This is a genomic window from Bradyrhizobium sp. ma5 (assembly GCF_042258955.1).
Lineage (GTDB): Bacteria > Pseudomonadota > Alphaproteobacteria > Rhizobiales > Xanthobacteraceae > Bradyrhizobium.
This window is the reverse complement of record NZ_CP170156.1, coordinates 6,182,985-6,200,412: the sequence shown is the minus strand read 5'-3', so window position 1 is coordinate 6,200,412 and position 17,428 is coordinate 6,182,985. Positions and strand designations below refer to the sequence as shown.

Below are 17,428 nucleotides of genomic sequence, written 5' to 3'. Positions count from 1 at the left end.
TACCCGGCCGGCTTGCGCCCTGGAACAGCCAGCCCTAGCTTGCCGCGCGGCGCGACGTTTGCGCCAACATATACTTGGGAGAAGGAAATGGCCTGGAAAACACCGAAGATCGTCGAAGTGCCGGTCGGCATGGAAATCAACATGTACGCCTGCGCAGCGCGCAAGTAATCCGAGACAAGTAACGCGAGGCAGCCTGCCCGGCCCGAGCAGCTTGCTGCATCGAGCCGCGGCAGGCGTCTTTCGCGGACGCGATGCTGCCGCTCGAATTTCCTGCAGATCCTTCCCACAACACGTTGAAATCGAGACCACCTGCGCGATTGGCGGGCCATGCTGCTTTGTCCTACAGTGCGGCTTGAGGCGGTGGTCCGGGGACGATGAGTTTCGAAATCAGGCGAGGGCGTTGGGTGGGCGTGCTGGGCGCGGCGATTGCCGGCGTCGCGGCCGTGCTGCCGCTCGGCGCCTACGCCGAGGGTTTTGATACCGAGCACATCTTCGGCTTCATGATCGGCTCCGATGTGGGCGACGTCGGCGAGCGGGAATTCCAGAGCCAGACCACCGGGCGCTTCGCCAAGGATGGCGGCCGCTATCGCGCGCTCAATCAGGAGATGGAGCTCGAGCTCGTTCCGGCGCCGAACTTTCGTGTCGAACTCGGCACGTCGTTCAGCGCTTACGATATTAATCGCGTTCCGGGCTTTGACGATCGCCGCCAGTTGTCGTGGCAAAGCGTGTCGGTCGATTTTCGTTATCGCTTTCTCGATCGTGAGGCGGCGCCCTTCGGCATGACGGTCGCGCTGGAGACACGCGCCGGCCGCGTTGATGAAACGACGGCCGCGGCAGTCCGCAGCTACGGCACCGAGCTCACGGTGGCGTTCGACCGTGAGGTGATCCCGAATCTGGTGGTGGCGGCGCTGAACGTTAGCTACGAGCCCGAATGGACGCGGATGCCGCGCACCGGCACCGCAGAGCAGGATGCCACGATCGGCGTCGCGTTTGGCCTGATGGCCAAGGTGAGGCCGGATATCCTGATCGGCGGCGAAGCGCGTTATTTCAGGAAGTATGACGGGATCGGCCTTGATGAACTGTCCGGGCAGGCGCTGTTCATCGGTCCGACCGCCTATTTTCAGCTCTCGGAGCGCTCGCGCCTGACTGCGACCTGGAGCGTCCAGGCCTGGGGGCAGCGGGCCGGCAGCAATGCCGCCCTCGACCTGGTCAATTTCGAGCGCCACCAGGCGCGGCTGGTGTACGGTCTGAACTTCTAGAGCCGGGTTCCCGCGCCCTGTCACGAGCCTGTGAAACCCTGACCTGGCTGATTACGTATTCCGTCGTGTTATCTATTTCGTGAGCACGCTTAGGGATCGCGCATGAACCCGATTGATCTGATCGTCACCGTATGTGCCGTGCTGTCGCCCGCCACCTGCGAGGAGCAGCATCTGGTGTTCAACTGGAGCGGTTCGCTGCAACAATGCGCCATGGCCGCGCCGCCTTACATCGCGCAATGGGTCGGCGAGCATCCGAAATGGACCGCGGTGCGATGGCGTTGCGAATATCCGCACACCAACGATCGCGCCGGCGCGGACGGCAAACCGCCGGCGGGCTAGCTGTTACTTGTTGCAGTCCTTCAGGTCCTTGTCGGACACCGAAAACACGGCATCGGCCTTAATCTCGATGTCGCGAACGAAGCACTGCTTTGCGCCGCTGTAGCCGACCTTGGCATCGTAGCGGCCGGGCTCGACGCCGGTGATCCGCAAGCGCTCGTCGTGGTCGACTTCCTTGTCCTTGTCGTTGAGCGTCTGGTTCGGACCCCACTCGTTCTTGCCTGCCGGCGACAGCTCGAAGCTCGAAATCGTGGCGCTGGTCAGATTCCACAGCCGGATGCCTTTGCCCTTGCTTTGGGCGAGCACTGTGGCCGGCAGCACAAGCAACGCAATACCAACAGCAATCGACGCACGCGGCATCCAACCTCTCCCTTACGCTTCGTCCAAGGATGACGGCGTCTCACATATTTGCAAGGTCCAACTGTGAGAGCCGCCGCTTGATTTCGTCGATCTCCGGTTCGCTGCGCGTTGCGCGCGGCGCGGCAATGGTTTCGACGTGAAGGATTCGGGCGGGTCGCGGCGACAGGAAGAACAGGCGGTCTCCGAGGCGGACTGCGTCGTCGAGATCGTGGGTGACGAGGAGCGTCATCATCTTCCGGCTGGCGACCAGCGTGGCGACCTGGTCGCGCAACCGCCCCGCAAGCGCATTGTCGAGCGAGGCCAGCGGCTCATCGAGGATGAGGAAATCCGGCTCGATGGCGAAGGCGCGGGCGAGCGCGACGCGGCGGGCAAGGCCGAGCGACAGCTCACCGGGAAAGTGGTTGCGATGCACGCTCAATTCGAGCACCTCGAACAGCGCCGACAGCGTGCCGTCGTCGACATGCGGTGCGGCGATCCGCACATTCTCCTCAACGGTGCGCCAGGGCAACAGCCGCGGCTCCTGGAACACCATGCCGAGGCGCATGCCGGGGGAGCGCGCGACGTGGCCCTGGTAGTTGGCGTCGAGCCCGGCGAGAATCCGGAGCAGGGTGCTCTTGCCGCAGCCCGATGGGCCGAACAGCACGCCAACCTCGCCGGCGTTCAATGTGAAGGTGACGTTGTCGAGTACGTCGTGCCGCTTTCCGGCTGCGCTCGCAAAGCTCTTGCCTGTGATATTGACCTCAAGCTGCACGGAGCCGCCACCGCGTTAGCCTGGTTTCAAACGGCTGCACCAACAGGGTCTCGATCACGAGCACGACACCGGCAAAGCTCAGCGAGTAAGCGAGCAGCAACGGGATGTCGAACAGCTGGAAGGCGACGCCGATCTCGAAGCCGACCCCGTTGGGGCGGCCCAGATATTCGGCGACCAGCACGATCTTCCAGACCAGCGACAGCCCGGAGCGTGCAGCGGCCGCGATGTAGGGCGCAAGCTGCGGCAGGACCACATGCCGGAAGGCGCGGCCGCGCGGCAAGGCAAACGCCGTTGCCATCTCGTCGAGCGCGGGGTCGAGCGCGCGGGCGCCCTCGCGCAGGGTGACGACGGCAGTCGGCAGCTTGTTGATGGCGATGGCCGTGATCGCGGCGACCTCGGTCAGCCCGGCCCAGATATAGGCCAGCACGATGACGACCAGCGCCGGCAGGTTGAGCAGCAGGATCAGCCAGGGGTCGCCAAGGCGATTGGCGAGCGACATGCGGCCCATCAGATAGCCGATCGCCGAGCCGAGCGCCATGGCGAGGGTGAAGGCCAGCGCGACGCGCGCCAGCGTTGCGCCGAGATTGACGAACAGCGCGCCCGATCGCGCTTCGACTATGAGGACCGACAGCACCGCCGGCGGCGCCGGCAGCTTCGCATCGCCGATCAACAGCGAGGCGATCCACCAGGTCGCGATGAACAGCGCGAATGACAGGAGGCGCAGCACTGCTAGTCTCCCGGGATCGCTTGATAGAACGTGCCGGGATCGAGCTCGGTCGCGGTGCCGACAAGATCGCGGCCGCCGAGCTGCGCCAGCACCCGGTACAGCACGCGTGCATCCGCCTCTTCGTCAGCGATCGGACGTCGCGGGATGCCCTCACGGTAGCGGTCGCGATAGGCGTGTAGCGTCGCCGCATCCTGCGCACCGGTCAGCGGCGCAATCGTGTCCCATTCGGCATCCGAGGTTGCCAGAATCTCTTTCGCGGCGCGCGTCACGGCGATGAAGCGGGCCACCAGATCCTTGTTGGCGTTGGCCCAGGCCTCGTCGAACACGTAGCCGATCATCGCGATGCGGCCCTTGCTGCCGAGCTTTTGCAGGATCTCTTCCATGCCGGCGAGCCGGCGAAAGCCTTTGGCCTCAAGCGCAGCGCAGAAATTCCAGTAATTCAGCGTCGCGTCCATCTCGCCGTCGAGCGTCTTGGCGGTGAGCAGCGGCGGCGCGCCGTACACGATGCTCGCCTGCGATTTCAGGTCGACGCCCTCCTGCTTCGATGCGGCCTGCAGCAGCAGCCAGTTCTTGTCGATCGCGCCGCCGGCAACGGCAAGCTTGCGCCCCTTGAGGTCGGCGAGCGTCTTGAGCGGCGAGGCGGCCGGCACCATCACGGCGCCCAGCGCGCTCGAATAAGGATAGAACTGCAGCTTGGCGCCGAGCGAACGTTCGCGCGACACCCAGGGCCAGTCGGACACCATCACGTCGGCCGAGCCGGAGCGCAGCGCGATCTTGCCGGCCTCGGGGCTGGCGAGCTCGACGACATCGATCGACAGATTGGCCTTCTTGTCGAGACCATGGGAGCGAATGACGGTCAGTTCCCAGGCCAGCGTTCCGGTCTTCTGCGCTGCAACGCGGATGGTCTCCGCGCTGCACGAGGTGCCGAACTGCATGACCGCCACGACTGCCGCAGCCAACACCGTGCGTACAGAGATGATCATCGTTTGTTGAGCCACTTCCCCGAATGTTTTCTTTTCTGATCAACATCCATAGCATAGCTTGCCGGAAGAGAAGAGGAAGCAGGACCATGGCAGGAGCTGGCATGCTACGACCGATTGTCGCCGTCCTGGTGCTCGCCGGGACGACCATCAGCGTGCGGGCCCAGGAGACCAACGACTATCCAACCTCGGCGCGGGCCGAATATGTGTTCGGTTGCATGAAGTCCAATGGCGAATCGCGGCAGTCGATCGAACAATGTTCCTGCTCGATCGACGTGGTCGCCTCGATCATCCCCTATGACCGCTACGTCACCGCCGAGACCGTGCTGAGCATGGCGCAGGTGCGCGGCAATCTGGGCGGCCAGTTCCGCTCGTCCGAGCAGGCCGCAAACGCGCTCAGCGACCTCAGGCGTGCGCAGGCGGAGGCCGAAGTCAGGTGCTTCTAGCGTTGATCGTGAGATCGCGAACGCGTTAGGTCCCGGGATTCTCGACCTTCCATTCGTGGTCGAAAACGTGCCCGTCGGTGTCCTTGGCCTCGGCACGGAAGTGCTTGGCGCCATTGGAGACGTAAGTGAAGCGGATGTTGGGGTCCTCGGAAATCGAGATCCCGCCCTCCATCGTGAGCACCGGACTGTCGTCCTGCCAGATGTGCAGCTCATTGACGAAGAAGGCCGGGATATAGAGCTGTGTGACCTGGTCCATCTGCAGGCCTGAATTATTCGGATGCCCGATCATGATCTGGGCCTCGCGTGTGCTCGTCGGCCCCTGTTCGGACTTTGTGAACTGCCGGTAGCGCATCTGGCCGAGCCGGTTGTTCGCTTCCTCGACGTTCTTGCCGGCCGGCGCCGAGCAGCCGCCGGACGCTTTGACATAGACCTTGCTCACGTAGAGCTTGCCATCGCTGAGCTCGGCGACGGCGTGCACATTGGTGTAGTTGTTGACGCGGACGCGGGTCGAGATCTCGGTGACGTTGGCGTCCGGACCGAGGGTGAACTTCGCGGCCATCGGCGCCGGGTTCTCGTCGATGACAAGCGTGATCGCGACGACGCGGCGGCTGTCGCCAGGCTGCAGCTTGGTGCGCAGCGTCACCGGAACGATCGCGGCATCTTCCGCGCGCGCCGGCATCTCGATGCCGATGACATCGTTGCCGTCATTCATCGGGCGATTGTTGAAGATGTCCTGGACGAGGCCCGGCCAGGGATCGTAGGTCTCGGCTGCGGGCGCAGCCGGTGTCCCCAGCGCCATCGTGAGAAGGCTGGCGATGCAAAGCAGGCGGGTGCGATGTCCAGTCATGTTCGCGAGATCCTATGCAGCCGCGTCATTATAGGACCAACAGCTACTCCCATTCAATTTCCGAGAATGCTGCAGTTGCGTTGCGGGCGTTGTAATCGTCGAACAACTGCCAGCGCGGCCGCTCGGCTGCTGCGGCATGCTCCGCCGCAGCCGTGATCGGCTTGCCGCCTGCGACCAGCGTGCGGACGTCCGCGGCCAGGGTCTCAAGATAACGCCGCTCGTCGGCAAGCGCCGCGGGCCACGCACTCACGGGTCCGTGACCGGGAACCACGCGCTCGGCGGGAATAGCCTGGAGGTCGTCGAGCGCACGCAGCCAGCCCTTGAGGCTGCCGTCGACCACCGGAATATGCTCGAGGAACACCAGATCGCCGGCGAACAGGGTGCCGGTGCGTTCATCGAACACGGTGAGGTCGTTGTCGCTGTGGGCGGGTGGCCAGGCCTTCAGGGTGAGGCTCCGTCCGCCGAGGTCGAGCTTCAGCGTGTCCGCGACCAGCACGGTCGGCGGAATGATCCGGACTTCGTCGATCAGCGCATCGCCCATGGTCCGGCGAAAGCCATACAGATAGAATTGCCCGCGCGCTGCCAGCGCGCGGGGCAGGGCCTTGTTGCCGACGAAGCTGGTCCCGTCGGCCACGAAAGCCGCGTTGCCGAAGCCATGATCCGGATGCGCGTGGGTGTTGATCACGTAGCGGATCGGCTTGTCGCTATGGCTACGCACCGCGGCGAGCAATTGCCGCCCTTCGCGGACGCTGCCGCCGGTGTCGATGACGGCAATGGCGCTGTCGCCGACCACGAAGCCGACATTGGCGATGGCGCCTTCGTTGTCGCGGGTCATCAATGCAGTGACCCCGGTGTGAACGAATATTCCGGGGGCGACTTCGCTCACAGGCAATTCCGCCTCTTGAGCCCGCGCTATGGTCGGCGCCCAAAGCATCAGGAGCAGCGCAAGCACCGAACCGCCATGAGCCATGTTTCCGCCTCAGTTTTTCCGGGACGCGCGATCGATGTCGCCGCGCTCCAGTTTGCGCTGCAACAAGCAACGCGGCACCGTCGCGATCATTATCCCTGTTGCACGTCATGTTGCGCCGGGCAATTGGCGGATGGCGGCAATCTGTCCGATCGAGAGGAGACCGCGCAATGAGAGTTATCGGATGCCGTCCTGTCCTGTTCGCGCTTGCGGGCTTCATCGTCTGTCTCGCCGGCCGCGACGTCGCGCGTGCGCAGGTCAACGAGCAGGGCGAACTCTCCATCGAGCTGGTCGATCCCAAGGTGCTGCGCATCTGCGCCGATCCGCGCAACCTGCCGTTCTCGAATGACAAGGGCGAGGGTTTTGAGAACAAGATCGGCGAGCTGTTCGCCGAGAAGCTGCAAAAGAAGCTGGATTACATGTATTTCCCGCAGGCGACCGGCTTCGTGCGGGTCACGCTCGGCTCGCATCGCTGCGACGTGATCATGGGCTTTCCGCAAGGCGACGACCTCGCGCAAGGGACCAATCCGTATTACCGCACGGCCTATGCGATCGTCGCCAAGCCGGGCAGTGGACTGGATGAGGTCACGACGCTCGAGGATGAGCGGCTGAAGGGCAAGCATATCGGCATCGTCGCCGGAACGCCGCCCGCGACCAACATGGCCATCAACGGCCTGATGAGCAATGCGAAGCCCTATCCGCTGATGATCGATACGCGCTACGATTCCTCGGCCGAGGCGATGATGAACGACCTCGAAAAGGGCGAGATCGACGCCGGCATCCTGTGGGGGCCGATGGCCGGCTTCTATGCCAAGAAGGCGAACCCGCCGCTGCATGTCACGCCGCTGCTCAAGGAGACCTCAGGACCCAAGCTGGTCTATCGCATCGGCATGGGCGTGCGGGCGTCCGACCAGAACTGGAAGCGGCAGCTCAATCGCCTGATCCAGGAGAACCAGCCGGCGATCAACAAGATCCTGCTCGACTTCGGCGTTCCGCTCCTCGATGAGAACGACCGTCCGATCGGACCGGAGACCGCGACCAAATCGCCATGATCAGGCTCGCGGCCATGCTCGCGGTGATATTGCTCGCCGTTTCGCATGTCCGCGCGCAGGACCACCCAGCGGAGCCCGAGGGCTACCGAACCGAGGATTATCGCGCGCCGGTGCCGATCACACTTGCCGGCGCACGGGTGCTCACGACCGCGGAAGCGGAAGCGATCTGGCGCGACAAATCAGGCGCCTTCGTCGACGTGCTGCCGCGCGCGCCGAAGCCTAACCTGCCGGCCGGCACGGTGTGGCGCGAGCGGCCGCATCGCGATATTCCCGGCAGCATGTGGCTGCCCGACACCGGCTACGGCAAGCTCGCCGCATCGACCGAGGACTACATGCGACGTGGGCTGGTCCGCGCTTCGGGCGACGACAAGGCCCGATTGCTGGTGATCTACTGCCAGGAAAATTGCTGGATGTCGTGGAACGCCGCTAAGCGCGTGCTGTCCTACGGCTACCGGAATGTGGCGTGGTATCCGGACGGAACCGACGGTTGGGGGCGCGCCAATCTGCCGCTGACCGATGTCGAGCCCGAGCCGCGCGAGGGCGAGCAATAAGCCCGTCCTCACGAGGCCAGGAAATGCTCCAGCGAGCTACTTCTGCTTGTCGAGCTTGTTGATGGTCTTGCCGCCGTCGCCGTCCGACGTGGTGAACGTCACCTTGTCACCGGCGTGAAGCTCCTCCAGCGATTGTCCCTTGGCCACCTTGTATTCCTGGATCGCGCCGCCGGCCGCGCCGACGGTGCCGGTTTGCGCCTGCTGGATCGAGATGGTCCCACTCAGTCGGTCAATCTTGGTGACCATTCCCGACATGGATTGCTGGGCCAAAGCCGCTGTGGTGATCAGGCTCGCGGCGGCGAGGCTGGTCATGACGATCTTGGCTGCTCTCATCGAGGTCTCCCAACTTCAGATATAGTTGGAGACAACGAGCGGGCAGCGCAGTTTGTTCCGGCGGCGAGTCAATGATCCCCGGGGCGATCGGCCGCAGGCCTCAATCCAGTTCCTGCTGGATGGTGCGGCCCAGCGCGAACAGCCGCTGATCGATGATGGTCGGCACCTCGCAGACGTATTTCACCACGCGGCCGCGGTCCTCGAAGATCCGGGTCTCCCAGACCAGCTGGTTGCCGAGTTCGTCGACCTTGGCCTGATCCGGCGGCGTGGCATCCTGCAGCGCCTGCAGCGCGATCGTATCGGCGCGGATCTTTTCTGCGGCCTCACGCTGTTTGCGCATCACGCGCTCCAGCCCGTTCAAGACCGAGGCCCGCTGGCCGTTGAGCGTATCGAAAAGGCCCGCGAACAGCAGTTTTCCCGCATTGGCCTTGTCGGCTGCGGCGGCCGACAGGAACTCGGTGATCTCCTTCTGGGCATCCTCGAGCGGAACGCGGCGCGCCGCGAGCTTGGTCGCAAGTTGGCTGATCTTCGGATTGTCCCGCCACTTGGTCTCGGCATCGCCGAGCGGCGGCCCGGCCCAGACCGCAGCGAGCGAGATCTCGGGCACCTTGGCCTGTTGGCAGGGCCAGTCCGGGTAACGCGGGTCGGCAGCGAACGCGACCTGGTTCGACAGAACCATCGCGAACAGCGCGCCGAGTGCTGGCCGCCAGCCCGTCATGCCTCGCCTCCGCCGGGTCCGCGGCGCACCAGGCCGCGCGACGGATCGTAGGCCAGGATGGCGCCGATCATGAACACCACCGTGCAGCCGCCGACCACCGCGAGCGAAACCCAGTTCATCTTGCCGTACAGCGCAAACCGGATCAGCTCCACCGCGTGCGTGAACGGGTTACACTGGCAGACATAATACAGCATCGGGCTGCCTTCCTGCACACGCCAGAGCGGATAGAGGGCCGACGACGCAAAGAACATCGGGAAGATCACAAAGTTCATCACGCCGGCAAAATTCTCCAGCTGCTTGATGCTGGCCGAGATCAGCATGCCCAGTGCGCCGAGCATCAGGCCCGACAGCACCAGCGCCGGAAGCACGGTAAGGTAGCCGATGGTCGGCGGCGTGATGTCCCAGAACCATGCGATCAGCAGGAAGGCGTAAACCTGGAGCAGCGATACCGCCGTGCCGGCGAGCAGCTTGCAGAACAGGAGATAGCCGCGTGGCAGCGGGCTGACCAGCAACGTGCGCATGTTGCCCATCTCGCGGTCATAGACCATCGACAGCGACGATTGCATGCCGTTGAAGAGCTGGATCATCGCCATCAGGCCGGGCGCGATATAGACCTCGTAGAGAATGTAGGTCTCATAGGGTGGGATGATCGAGATGCCGAGCACCTGACGGAAGCCGGCCGCGAAAATGAACAGCCAGACCAGCGGCCGGACCAGCGCCGAGACGAAGCGCTCGCGCTGGTGCAGGAAGCGCAGCGCCTCGCGCCATACGATGCCGTTCAGGCAGACGATGTATTCCGACGCCGAGAAGCCGCTTCGCTCAGGCGTGACCGTCGTGCTGCTCATGTTGGCGGTTTTCCGGTGAGGGTTGCCGTTCCGGTCAGGCGCATGAATGCGGTGTTGACGTCCTGGGCGCCTGCATCCGCGATCACGCGCACCATCGGGCCGTGCGCCAGCATCCGGCCCTGATGCAGCACGACGAGGTCGTCGCCCGGCATGATCTCGTCGAACAGATGCGTCGCCCAGAGCACGCCGATGCCCTGTTCGGCGACGAGCTGCCGGACATGGTCGAGAATGTCGGCGCGCGCCTTGACGTCGAGCCCGACGGTGGCCTCGTCGAGCAGCAACAGCCTCGGACGATGCAGCAGCGCGCGGGCGATCTCAAGCCGCCGCATCTGGCCGCCCGAGAGGTCGCGCACCTTGCTGGCGGCGCGGTCGGCAAGGCCGATGCGGCCGAGCACCTCGGTGCTGCGCAGCCGCGCCTCGCGGCGCGAGATGCCGTGCAGTGCGGCGTGGTACAGCAGGTTCTGCGTCAGCGAAAGATCGAGATCGAGCGTGCGTGGCTGGAACACGACGCCCATCAGCCGCAGCGCTTCACCCGGCGTCCGGCTGATGTCGTGACCGAAGATCTTGATCTGGCCGTTCTGGATCCCGAACAGCCGCGTCACCAGCGAGAACAACGTGCTCTTGCCGGCGCCGTTGAGGCCCAGCAAAGCGGTGAAGCTCGCAGGCTGAACCGTGAAATTGACATCGATCAAGGCGCGCCGCGGCCCGTAGCTGTGGCTGACATTGCCGATCGACAGCGCCGGCTGCACGGCCGCTACAGGGCCTGCATCCGGCGAGGGCTGGCTCGCGATATGGGCGTCGGTTGCGGTCATGGCTGCGCGATCGTGATCCCCCAGGGCAGTTCGCCGACCTGAATGGTCTTGATCACCTTCTGGGCCGCGACGTCGATCACCGAGACGTCGTTCGAGACCCCGTTGGTGACCATCAGGTATTTTTCGTCCGGCGTGAAATCCATGTGCCAGACCCGCTGGCCGACCAGGAGATATTTGAGGACCTTGTGGGTCGCGCCGTCGACCACCGCGACGCGGTTGGCGGGGCCGAGCGCGACGAACGCGGTCTTGCCGTCCTTGGTCATGCCGATACCGACCGGCTGGATCGCCTCGTTGCGCAGGCCCGGGATTTCGAAGGTGATCTTGCCGGTCACCTCGCGCTTGACCGGATCGATGATCGACACCGTGCCGCCGATCTCGGAGGAGACCCACAATTCGGAGCCGTCGCGCTTGAACTGGGCGAAGCGCGGCCGCGAATCGACCAGCACATTGGCGACGATCTGGCGCGTCGTCGTGTCGATGAAATGCGCCATATTGGTGGTTTCGGAGGTGTTGATCAGGATCTTGCCGTCCGGGCTGATCGTCATGCCCTCCGGCTCGACGCCGACCTGGATGTCGCCGAGCCGGGCGCGCTTCTCGAGATCGATCACGGTGACCGTGTTGTCGTTCTCGTTGGCGACATACATGGTCTTGCCGGCGGCATCCTGGGTGAACAATTCCGGGTCAGGGCCGGAAGGTAGGGTGTCGACGATCTCCTGGGTCTTGGTATCGATCACCTGGATCGTGTCGTCGTCTCCGACCGCGACCATCACGAACTTGCCGTCGCGCGAGAACTCGATGCCGCGTGGCCGCTGGCCGACCTTGATGGTTTTGGTCACTGTCCAACTGTCGGTGTCGATCACCGTGACGGTGTTGCCCTTCTCGTTGGAGACGTAGGCAACGAAGGCGGACGCCGGTGTCGCGGCAAGCCAAACCAGCATCCCGGTCAACAGACAGCGGCGCCACATGCGTTTCATCTCCCTCACTGCAGCTTGCACTTCGTTTCAGGCCGGTCAACACCGAGCGTGTCGAGCTCGGAGACCTGATGCAGGAAACCTTCCTGCGGCGAGACCGAAACGACCATACGACCATCGGCCAGCAGGATCGGCTGGCGAAGCTGCAGATTCCAGTCTCGCAAGGTCAATCGCGTGCCCTTGAAGGCGGCGATCGAGAAATCCTTGCCCTTGAGGAAGGCGATGACCTTCTTGGGATCCCCCGAATTGGTGCGGGATGTGGCTTCCCCGATCATGCGGGCTGCGGTCCAGGCCTGCATGTCGAGCGCCGTCATGCGGCGCATGTTCAGCTTGACGAAGCGGTTCTGGATCTGGACCGCGCCCCATTGGTCATGCGCGGCGTCCCAGCTGGTCGGCACCAGGCCCGCCGAGCCGGCCACGGGGCGCGGGTCCCAGGTCCGGTAGGGCAGATAGTTCGCGAACACCTCGCTCTCGTCGGCGGCGACCAGCACGTCGTAAGCCGGTGCCTGCTGCGTGAACACCGGCATCTGGCGCTGGATCAGCGTCACGCCGGAGTCGGTGCGGCGCGCGCCGCCGGTGTCCTCGAATGTCCGCTCCTGGACGATCTTGGCGCCGAAGCGGGTGGCGGCGCGGCGCAGCGCGTCGGCGTAGAGCTTGTCCGGATCATGCGAGCCGGTCACCAGCAGCCAGCGCTTCCATTGCTTCCACACCAGGTACTGGCCAAGCGCGTCCGCCAGCATCGAGCGGGTCGGTGCGACATGGATCACGTTGGCGCGGCAGTCCTGCTCGCGCAGCCGATCGTCGATCGCGCCGGCGTTGAGCAACACGGTGCCGCGGTCGCGCAGCGCGTCGGCGACTTTGAGCAGGGCGTCGGCGGGCAGGTCGGTGATGATATAGTCGTTGCGGCCGGCGAGATCGGTCGCAACCTTGGCGACATCGTCGCTGTCCTTGACCTTGATCTCGTCGAGCGCGAAGCGCTGGTTGAGGAATTTCCCGGTCGTATTGTTGTCTTCGATTGCAAGGCGTGCGCCGGCGATGCCGTCATTGTCGGCCGGTTGCTGGATCAGCGAGAGCGTCGATTTGATGCCGGCGTGGCCGAGATAGCCGATATGGATTTCGACGGGATCAGCCGCCAGCGCTCCGGACGCCACCATGCTGAGCGCGATCGTGCCGATCAGCCATCGGAACATAATTCCTCCCGTAGTCATTCTTCACTCGGCTGGCGTTGTCGAGCCATGCGTTGACATGCAAGATGCCGGAATTGGCCTGGCTTGCAACCCCGCTTTTTGTCGTTGCGTGGTACCAAATCTGGATTGGTTCACAATCATGAGATCAGCGTTCGTCTTCGTCATATCTTTGCTGCTGATGTCTGCTGCGGCACGCGCCGAACCGCCGAAGCTCGCGGTATTCGATCTCGAGATGATCGACACCAGCCTTCAGGGGGAGGTGAACGGGCCGCGGACCGATGAGCAGGCGCGGCTGCTCCGCACCGGCGAACAGGTGCGCAGAGAGCTTGCAGAGTCCGGCAAGTTCCACGTGATCGATATCGCGCCCGTCAATGCTGCGGCGCACGGCAGCAATCTTCAGGCCTGCGGCGGATGCGACGTGAAACTGGCCGGCGAGCTGGGCGCCGATCTTGCGATGACCGGTGTGGTGCAGAAGGTCTCCAACCTGATCCTCAACATCAATCTCTATCTGCGCGACGTCCATTCCGGGCAATTGGTGGCAGCAGCAAGCGCCGACATGCGCGGCAATACCGACGAATCCTGGTCGCGCGCCACCGATTACCTCGTGCGCAACCGCCTGCTCGCGCCGAATTACGGCGCGCCGCAGGCACGATGAGCAACGGGTGCTCGGACGATTTCGGAATATTAGAAGAATAACCCTGAGTTGCCTGACGTGTCAACTCGTCTGGTTGAACGCCGCCGCCGGCTACTTTGCATGGGGTTGTTTTCGATATTTTGGCATCGCGCCGCCTTGGCCGGGGAAAGCATCACGCCTTCAGCCGCGCGGCGTGCCAGCGCAGGTGATCGGCCATGAAGGTCGAGATGAAGTAATAGCTGTGGTCGTAGCCCGGCTGACGACGCAACGTGAGCGGAATATTGGCCTTCTCGCAGGCGGCCTTCAGGAGCTCGGGGCGCAGCTGTTCGTTGAGAAAGCCGTCGGCATCGCCGTAATCGACCAACAGATCGGAGAACCGGGCGCCGTCTTCGATCAATGCGACTGCATCGTGCTTGCGCCACGCCTGCTTGTTGCTGCCGAGATAGCCGCCTAGCGCCTTGTTGCCCCACGGCACCTGCGACGGCGCCACGATCGGCGCAAACGCGCTCGCCGCGCGATACCGGTCGGGATAGCGCAGCGCCACCGTCAGTGCGCCATGGCCGCCCATGGAGTGACCGAGAATCGATTTCCGCTTCGTATCGACCGGGAATTGCTCGGCGATCAGTTTTGGCAATTCCTCGGTGACATAGCTCCACATCCGGTAGTTGGTCGCGAACGGCTGCTCCGTCGCATCGACATAGAAGCCTGCGCCGAGGCCAAAATCATAGGCATTGGCGGGATCGCCGGGGACACCTTCGCCGCGCGGGCTTGTGTCGGGCGCGACGAAGATCAGGCCGAGCTCGGCGCATGCCTGGCGGAATTCACCCTTCTCGGTGACGTTGGCGTGCGTGCAGGTCAGGCCCGACAGATAGGTGACGACGGGCAATTTGGAGCCGGTCGCATGATCGGGGACGAACACCGAGAAGGTCATGTCGGTCTTGGTTTCGCGGCTTGGGTGCCGGTAAACGCCTTGCGTGCCGCCATGCGACTTGTTCCGGGAAACCGTCTGCATTGCCATATTCCTCTGTGTTGGAGCGCGACGTCAGGCGACGCCGCTCTCGATCGCCAGCCGCACTAGCTCTGCCGAGGTGCGCACGCCAAGTTTCTGACGCATGATCGATGACGTGTTCGCGACCGTCTTGTATGACGAATGCACCAGCCAGGCGATCTCCGACAGGCTCTTGCCGGAACTGAGCAGGCGCAGGATCTCCATCTCGCGCGAAGTGAGCTTGGAAAGTGGATTTTGCGCAAAACCCGGCCGCGCAAAGGCGACGTTGCGTGCGATCGCGGGCGGCAGGTAGACGCCGCCATTGCCGACCTCGCGTACCGCCTCCACCAGATCGTTGGGATCGCCGGTCTTCGAGACGTAGCCCTTGGCGCCGATGTCGATGGCGCGGGCGGCGAACACCGGGTCGTCGTTCATGCTGAACATGATGAGGCGCGCGGATGCATCGCGGCTCAAGATACGGCGTGCCAGCTCGAAGCCGGAGACGGTCGGCAGGTTGATGTCGATCACGCAGAGATCGGGCTTCTCCGCGACGAACGCCCGTTCGCCGCTTTCGGCATCCGCAGCTTCCAGCAGGACGATCTCGGGATCGTCGGCGAACACGGTGCGACAACCGGAGGCAACGATGGGATGATCATCAACGATCAAAATGCGCATGGCGTTGTTCCGGCGACCTGCTTCGGTTCACTCTTCGTCACATCGATTTGCACGAAGAACACCTCGGTTCCGACCGGTTGTGCACCTCGCACGAGATTGCGATAGGGTGCGATTAGATAGCCGGGCAAATTTGGCTGTCAACGATCCTCTCGGAGGAGGGATCGCGGTCGGGGGCAACGTCATGTGGCAAAAGCTATCCTTGCGCGCACGGATCAACCTGCTGCTGGCGCTGATACTGGCGCTTGGGTTGGGCATCAATATTGCGCGGCTCGTGCTGGAAGCGGGGCCGCGCGTCCAGGCCGAGGACCAGAGCGTGATCCGGCTGGCGCGCGAGTTTGTTACGACGATGGTGGCCGGTCTCGACGAGGCGCCGGATCCGGATGCCCGGCTCGACCAGATCGTTCAAGATCTGAGCCGGCTGCGTCACGTCAGCATCACGCGGCAGGACGACGCGACCGCAAGGTCTCCCGAGCACCCGGAGGAGGCAGGCGATCCGCGCGCCCCTCCGGAGTGGTTCGTCGCGCTGGTGCATCCCGAGCAAACCTCGGTGCGGGTGCCGATCTCGGTTCACGGCAAGCCGCAATCGCTTGTCATTACCTCGCATCCCGACGACGAAATGGCCGAGATCTGGGACGGCATCGTCACCCAGCTCGAGATCGGCTCCGCGATCGCGGTGGCGCTGCTGCTGGTCACCATGCTGGTGGTCGGCCGCGCACTTGCTCCGCTGGAAGCGCTGTCGCAGGCCATGACCGGTATCGAGGCCGGGGATTACGATGCACGCGTCGAGCCTGGTGGATCGCCTGAATTGGCTGCAATCTGTGCCAAACTGAACCATTTGGCGGCGACCCTTGGCGAAGCCGTCGACAGCAAGCGGCAGCTGGCCGAACGTGCGGTCTCGCTGCAGGATTCCGAACGCAAGGAGATCGCGCGCGAATTGCACGACGAGTTCGGGCCCTATCTGTTCGCGTTGCGCGCGCATGCGGGCGCGCTGACGCGGCTGTCGGAGGTCGAAAAGCCCGATCCTGCTGCGCTCCGCAAGCACGGCAGTGCCATCCTGGAGCAGGTCAACGCGCTTCAGCAGTTCACTCGCCGCATCCTGGAGCGATTGCGGCCGGTGGGATTGGCGGAGCTTGGGCTTGCGGAAGCACTTGGCGCGCTGGTGCGGTTGTGGGGCGAGACCCACCCGGAGGTGGAGATCGAGAGCAGCATATCGCCCGATCTCGGCGAGACCGGCGAGACGGCCGATCTGACGATCTATCGCATCGTTCAGGAAGCGCTCACCAATGTGTTCCGTCACGCCGGCGCAACGGCGGTCGATATCACGATCGCGCCCGCGGAGCGGCCAACCGCCCTGCGCGGCAGCCGCGGCTGCGCGCTGGTCCGCGTCCGCGACAACGGCCGCGGCCTGCTCAGGGATCATCGCCTCGGCCGCGGTTTGACCGGCATGCAGGAGCGAATCCTCGCGCTCGGAGGCACGCTCAAGATCAATTCCAGCGATGACGGCGTGACGGTCGAGGCGCTGGTGCCGAAGGCCGTGCAGGCTTAGCGCGCGGCTCGCGGCCAGTATGCGAAGACGGCCCATGCCAGCGCGAGTGCGCCGGCGATCCAGAGCACGATGATCGCGATCATTCCCGCTCGACTGGTCGGGCGCTGCAAGACGGCGCTGGCTTTGGCGCGGCATTCGGCCATCACCTCATCCGGAACGAGCGAGATCGCAAGCCAGATGCCGAGCGGCAGCAGGATCAGATCGTCGAGATAGCCGATGACCGGGATGAAATCCGGAATCAGGTCGACGGGGGAGAGCGCATAGGCCGCGATGGCGATGGCGAGGGCCTTTGCGTACCACGGTACGCGCGGATCACGCGACGCGAGATACAGCGCAACGCTGTCTCGTTTGAGGTTACGCGCCCAAGCCTTGATTGAGGAAAGTCTGATTGAGGGTAGCTTGATGGACGGCATGGCGTGGCGCCTGCACGCCAGGCGGAAGCG

23 protein-coding genes are annotated in these 17,428 nt (G+C 64.1%); 8 read left to right on the top strand and 15 right to left on the bottom strand.

Annotated features, from left to right (window positions below; all coding sequences use genetic code 11):
• Nucleotides 1-87 precede the first annotated feature (87 nt).
• From pqqA to ACE103_RS29115, 3 genes are all read left to right on the top strand, one after another.
• The gene (gene pqqA / locus ACE103_RS29125; protein ID WP_009031067.1) at nucleotides 88-168 is read left to right on the top strand and encodes a pyrroloquinoline quinone precursor peptide PqqA; all 81 of its coding nucleotides are present in this window, start codon (nucleotides 88-90) and stop codon (nucleotides 166-168) included.
• A 242-nt stretch (nucleotides 169-410) separates the two neighbouring features.
• Nucleotides 411-1,259, top strand: a complete 849-nt coding sequence (locus tag ACE103_RS29120) for a hypothetical protein (protein WP_223969287.1) — start codon at nucleotides 411-413, stop codon at nucleotides 1,257-1,259.
• 102 nt (nucleotides 1,260-1,361) lie between these two features.
• Nucleotides 1,362-1,598 carry a hypothetical protein gene (locus ACE103_RS29115; protein WP_342727806.1) on the top strand — a complete coding sequence of 79 codons (237 nt, stop codon included), beginning with the start codon at nucleotides 1,362-1,364 and terminating at the stop codon, nucleotides 1,596-1,598.
• A gap of 3 nt (nucleotides 1,599-1,601) precedes the next feature.
• Here ACE103_RS29115 and ACE103_RS29110 read toward each other — a convergent pair whose 3' ends face one another.
• Genes ACE103_RS29110 through ACE103_RS29095 form a run of 4 tightly spaced genes read right to left on the bottom strand, consistent with a single transcriptional unit; the run spans nucleotide 1,602 to nucleotide 4,368 of the window.
• Entirely contained in the window at nucleotides 1,602-1,955 is a 354-nt protein-coding gene (locus ACE103_RS29110) for a hypothetical protein (RefSeq protein ID WP_375775856.1), read from the bottom strand.
• A gap of 40 nt (nucleotides 1,956-1,995) precedes the next feature.
• Nucleotides 1,996-2,706: an ABC transporter ATP-binding protein gene (locus tag ACE103_RS29105; protein ID WP_223968927.1), complete on the bottom strand. Its 711-nt coding sequence runs from the start codon at nucleotides 2,704-2,706 to the stop codon at nucleotides 1,996-1,998.
• Entirely contained in the window at nucleotides 2,696-3,433 is a 738-nt protein-coding gene (locus tag ACE103_RS29100) for an ABC transporter permease (protein WP_375775855.1), read from the bottom strand. The genes ACE103_RS29105 and ACE103_RS29100 overlap by 11 nt, the downstream gene beginning before the upstream one ends.
• A gap of 2 nt (nucleotides 3,434-3,435) precedes the next feature.
• On the bottom strand, nucleotides 3,436-4,368 hold the full coding sequence (locus tag ACE103_RS29095) for an ABC transporter substrate-binding protein (protein WP_375781205.1): 933 nt from the start codon (nucleotides 4,366-4,368) through the stop codon (nucleotides 3,436-3,438).
• A 149-nt stretch (nucleotides 4,369-4,517) separates the two neighbouring features.
• Here ACE103_RS29095 and ACE103_RS29090 point away from each other — a divergent pair, with 149 nt between their 5' ends.
• Nucleotides 4,518-4,859 carry a hypothetical protein gene (locus ACE103_RS29090; RefSeq protein ID WP_375775854.1) on the top strand — a complete coding sequence of 114 codons (342 nt, stop codon included), beginning with the start codon at nucleotides 4,518-4,520 and terminating at the stop codon, nucleotides 4,857-4,859.
• A 25-nt stretch (nucleotides 4,860-4,884) separates the two neighbouring features.
• Here the strand turns inward: ACE103_RS29090 and ACE103_RS29085 are convergent, their stop codons facing one another.
• Together ACE103_RS29085 and ACE103_RS29080 are read right to left on the bottom strand one after the other, a co-directional pair.
• Nucleotides 4,885-5,706 carry a quinoprotein dehydrogenase-associated SoxYZ-like carrier gene (locus ACE103_RS29085; protein ID WP_375775853.1) on the bottom strand — a complete coding sequence of 274 codons (822 nt, stop codon included), beginning with the start codon at nucleotides 5,704-5,706 and terminating at the stop codon, nucleotides 4,885-4,887.
• A gap of 43 nt (nucleotides 5,707-5,749) precedes the next feature.
• The gene (locus ACE103_RS29080; RefSeq protein ID WP_375781204.1) at nucleotides 5,750-6,640 is read right to left on the bottom strand and encodes a quinoprotein relay system zinc metallohydrolase 2; all 891 of its coding nucleotides are present in this window, start codon (nucleotides 6,638-6,640) and stop codon (nucleotides 5,750-5,752) included.
• Nucleotides 6,641-6,843: 203 nt separating this feature from the next.
• On the opposite strand from ACE103_RS29080, the gene ACE103_RS29075 reads away from it, so the two are divergent.
• Complete coding sequence (locus ACE103_RS29075) at nucleotides 6,844-7,725, top strand: substrate-binding domain-containing protein (RefSeq protein WP_375775852.1); 882 nt, start codon at nucleotides 6,844-6,846, stop codon at nucleotides 7,723-7,725.
• A complete protein-coding gene (locus ACE103_RS29070) occupies nucleotides 7,722-8,276 on the top strand; it encodes a PQQ-dependent catabolism-associated CXXCW motif protein (RefSeq protein ID WP_375775851.1) in 555 nt (184 codons plus the stop codon). Before ACE103_RS29075 ends, ACE103_RS29070 begins: the two co-directional genes overlap by 4 nt.
• A gap of 36 nt (nucleotides 8,277-8,312) precedes the next feature.
• Here the strand turns inward: ACE103_RS29070 and ACE103_RS29065 are convergent, their stop codons facing one another.
• The 6 genes from ACE103_RS29065 to ACE103_RS29040 all read right to left on the bottom strand — a co-directional run bounded on the left by ACE103_RS29065 (nucleotide 8,313) and on the right by ACE103_RS29040 (nucleotide 13,145).
• Complete coding sequence (locus ACE103_RS29065) at nucleotides 8,313-8,609, bottom strand: copper-binding protein (RefSeq protein ID WP_223968937.1); 297 nt, start codon at nucleotides 8,607-8,609, stop codon at nucleotides 8,313-8,315.
• 100 nt (nucleotides 8,610-8,709) lie between these two features.
• Complete coding sequence (locus ACE103_RS29060) at nucleotides 8,710-9,327, bottom strand: hypothetical protein (RefSeq protein WP_375775850.1); 618 nt, start codon at nucleotides 9,325-9,327, stop codon at nucleotides 8,710-8,712.
• Entirely contained in the window at nucleotides 9,324-10,172 is an 849-nt protein-coding gene (locus ACE103_RS29055) for an ABC transporter permease (RefSeq protein ID WP_375775849.1), read from the bottom strand. Before ACE103_RS29055 ends, ACE103_RS29060 begins: the two co-directional genes overlap by 4 nt.
• Nucleotides 10,169-10,984: an ABC transporter ATP-binding protein gene (locus ACE103_RS29050; RefSeq protein ID WP_375775848.1), complete on the bottom strand. Its 816-nt coding sequence runs from the start codon at nucleotides 10,982-10,984 to the stop codon at nucleotides 10,169-10,171. Before ACE103_RS29050 ends, ACE103_RS29055 begins: the two co-directional genes overlap by 4 nt.
• Nucleotides 10,981-11,958 carry a YVTN family beta-propeller repeat protein gene (locus ACE103_RS29045; protein WP_223968943.1) on the bottom strand — a complete coding sequence of 326 codons (978 nt, stop codon included), beginning with the start codon at nucleotides 11,956-11,958 and terminating at the stop codon, nucleotides 10,981-10,983. Before ACE103_RS29045 ends, ACE103_RS29050 begins: the two co-directional genes overlap by 4 nt.
• A gap of 5 nt (nucleotides 11,959-11,963) precedes the next feature.
• Nucleotides 11,964-13,145, bottom strand: a complete 1,182-nt coding sequence (locus tag ACE103_RS29040; RefSeq protein WP_375775847.1) for an ABC transporter substrate-binding protein — start codon at nucleotides 13,143-13,145, stop codon at nucleotides 11,964-11,966.
• Nucleotides 13,146-13,320: 175 nt separating this feature from the next.
• Between ACE103_RS29040 and ACE103_RS29035 the strand changes: the two genes are divergently transcribed.
• Complete coding sequence (locus ACE103_RS29035; protein WP_375781203.1) at nucleotides 13,321-13,797, top strand: DUF3280 domain-containing protein; 477 nt, start codon at nucleotides 13,321-13,323, stop codon at nucleotides 13,795-13,797.
• Nucleotides 13,798-13,948: 151 nt separating this feature from the next.
• Here ACE103_RS29035 and fghA read toward each other — a convergent pair whose 3' ends face one another.
• Together fghA and ACE103_RS29025 are read right to left on the bottom strand one after the other, a co-directional pair.
• Nucleotides 13,949-14,794 carry an S-formylglutathione hydrolase gene (gene fghA / locus ACE103_RS29030; RefSeq protein ID WP_375775846.1) on the bottom strand — a complete coding sequence of 282 codons (846 nt, stop codon included), beginning with the start codon at nucleotides 14,792-14,794 and terminating at the stop codon, nucleotides 13,949-13,951.
• Between the two features lie 24 nt (nucleotides 14,795-14,818).
• Nucleotides 14,819-15,439: a response regulator transcription factor gene (locus ACE103_RS29025; protein WP_223968949.1), complete on the bottom strand. Its 621-nt coding sequence runs from the start codon at nucleotides 15,437-15,439 to the stop codon at nucleotides 14,819-14,821.
• A gap of 181 nt (nucleotides 15,440-15,620) precedes the next feature.
• Here ACE103_RS29025 and ACE103_RS29020 point away from each other — a divergent pair, with 181 nt between their 5' ends.
• Nucleotides 15,621-16,985: a histidine kinase gene (locus ACE103_RS29020; protein ID WP_375775845.1), complete on the top strand. Its 1,365-nt coding sequence runs from the start codon at nucleotides 15,621-15,623 to the stop codon at nucleotides 16,983-16,985.
• On the opposite strand, the gene ACE103_RS29015 is transcribed toward ACE103_RS29020, so the two are convergent.
• Complete coding sequence (locus ACE103_RS29015) at nucleotides 16,982-17,398, bottom strand: YkvA family protein (protein WP_375775844.1); 417 nt, start codon at nucleotides 17,396-17,398, stop codon at nucleotides 16,982-16,984. The genes ACE103_RS29020 and ACE103_RS29015 overlap by 4 nt on opposite strands.
• Nucleotides 17,399-17,428: the final 30 nt, after the last annotated feature.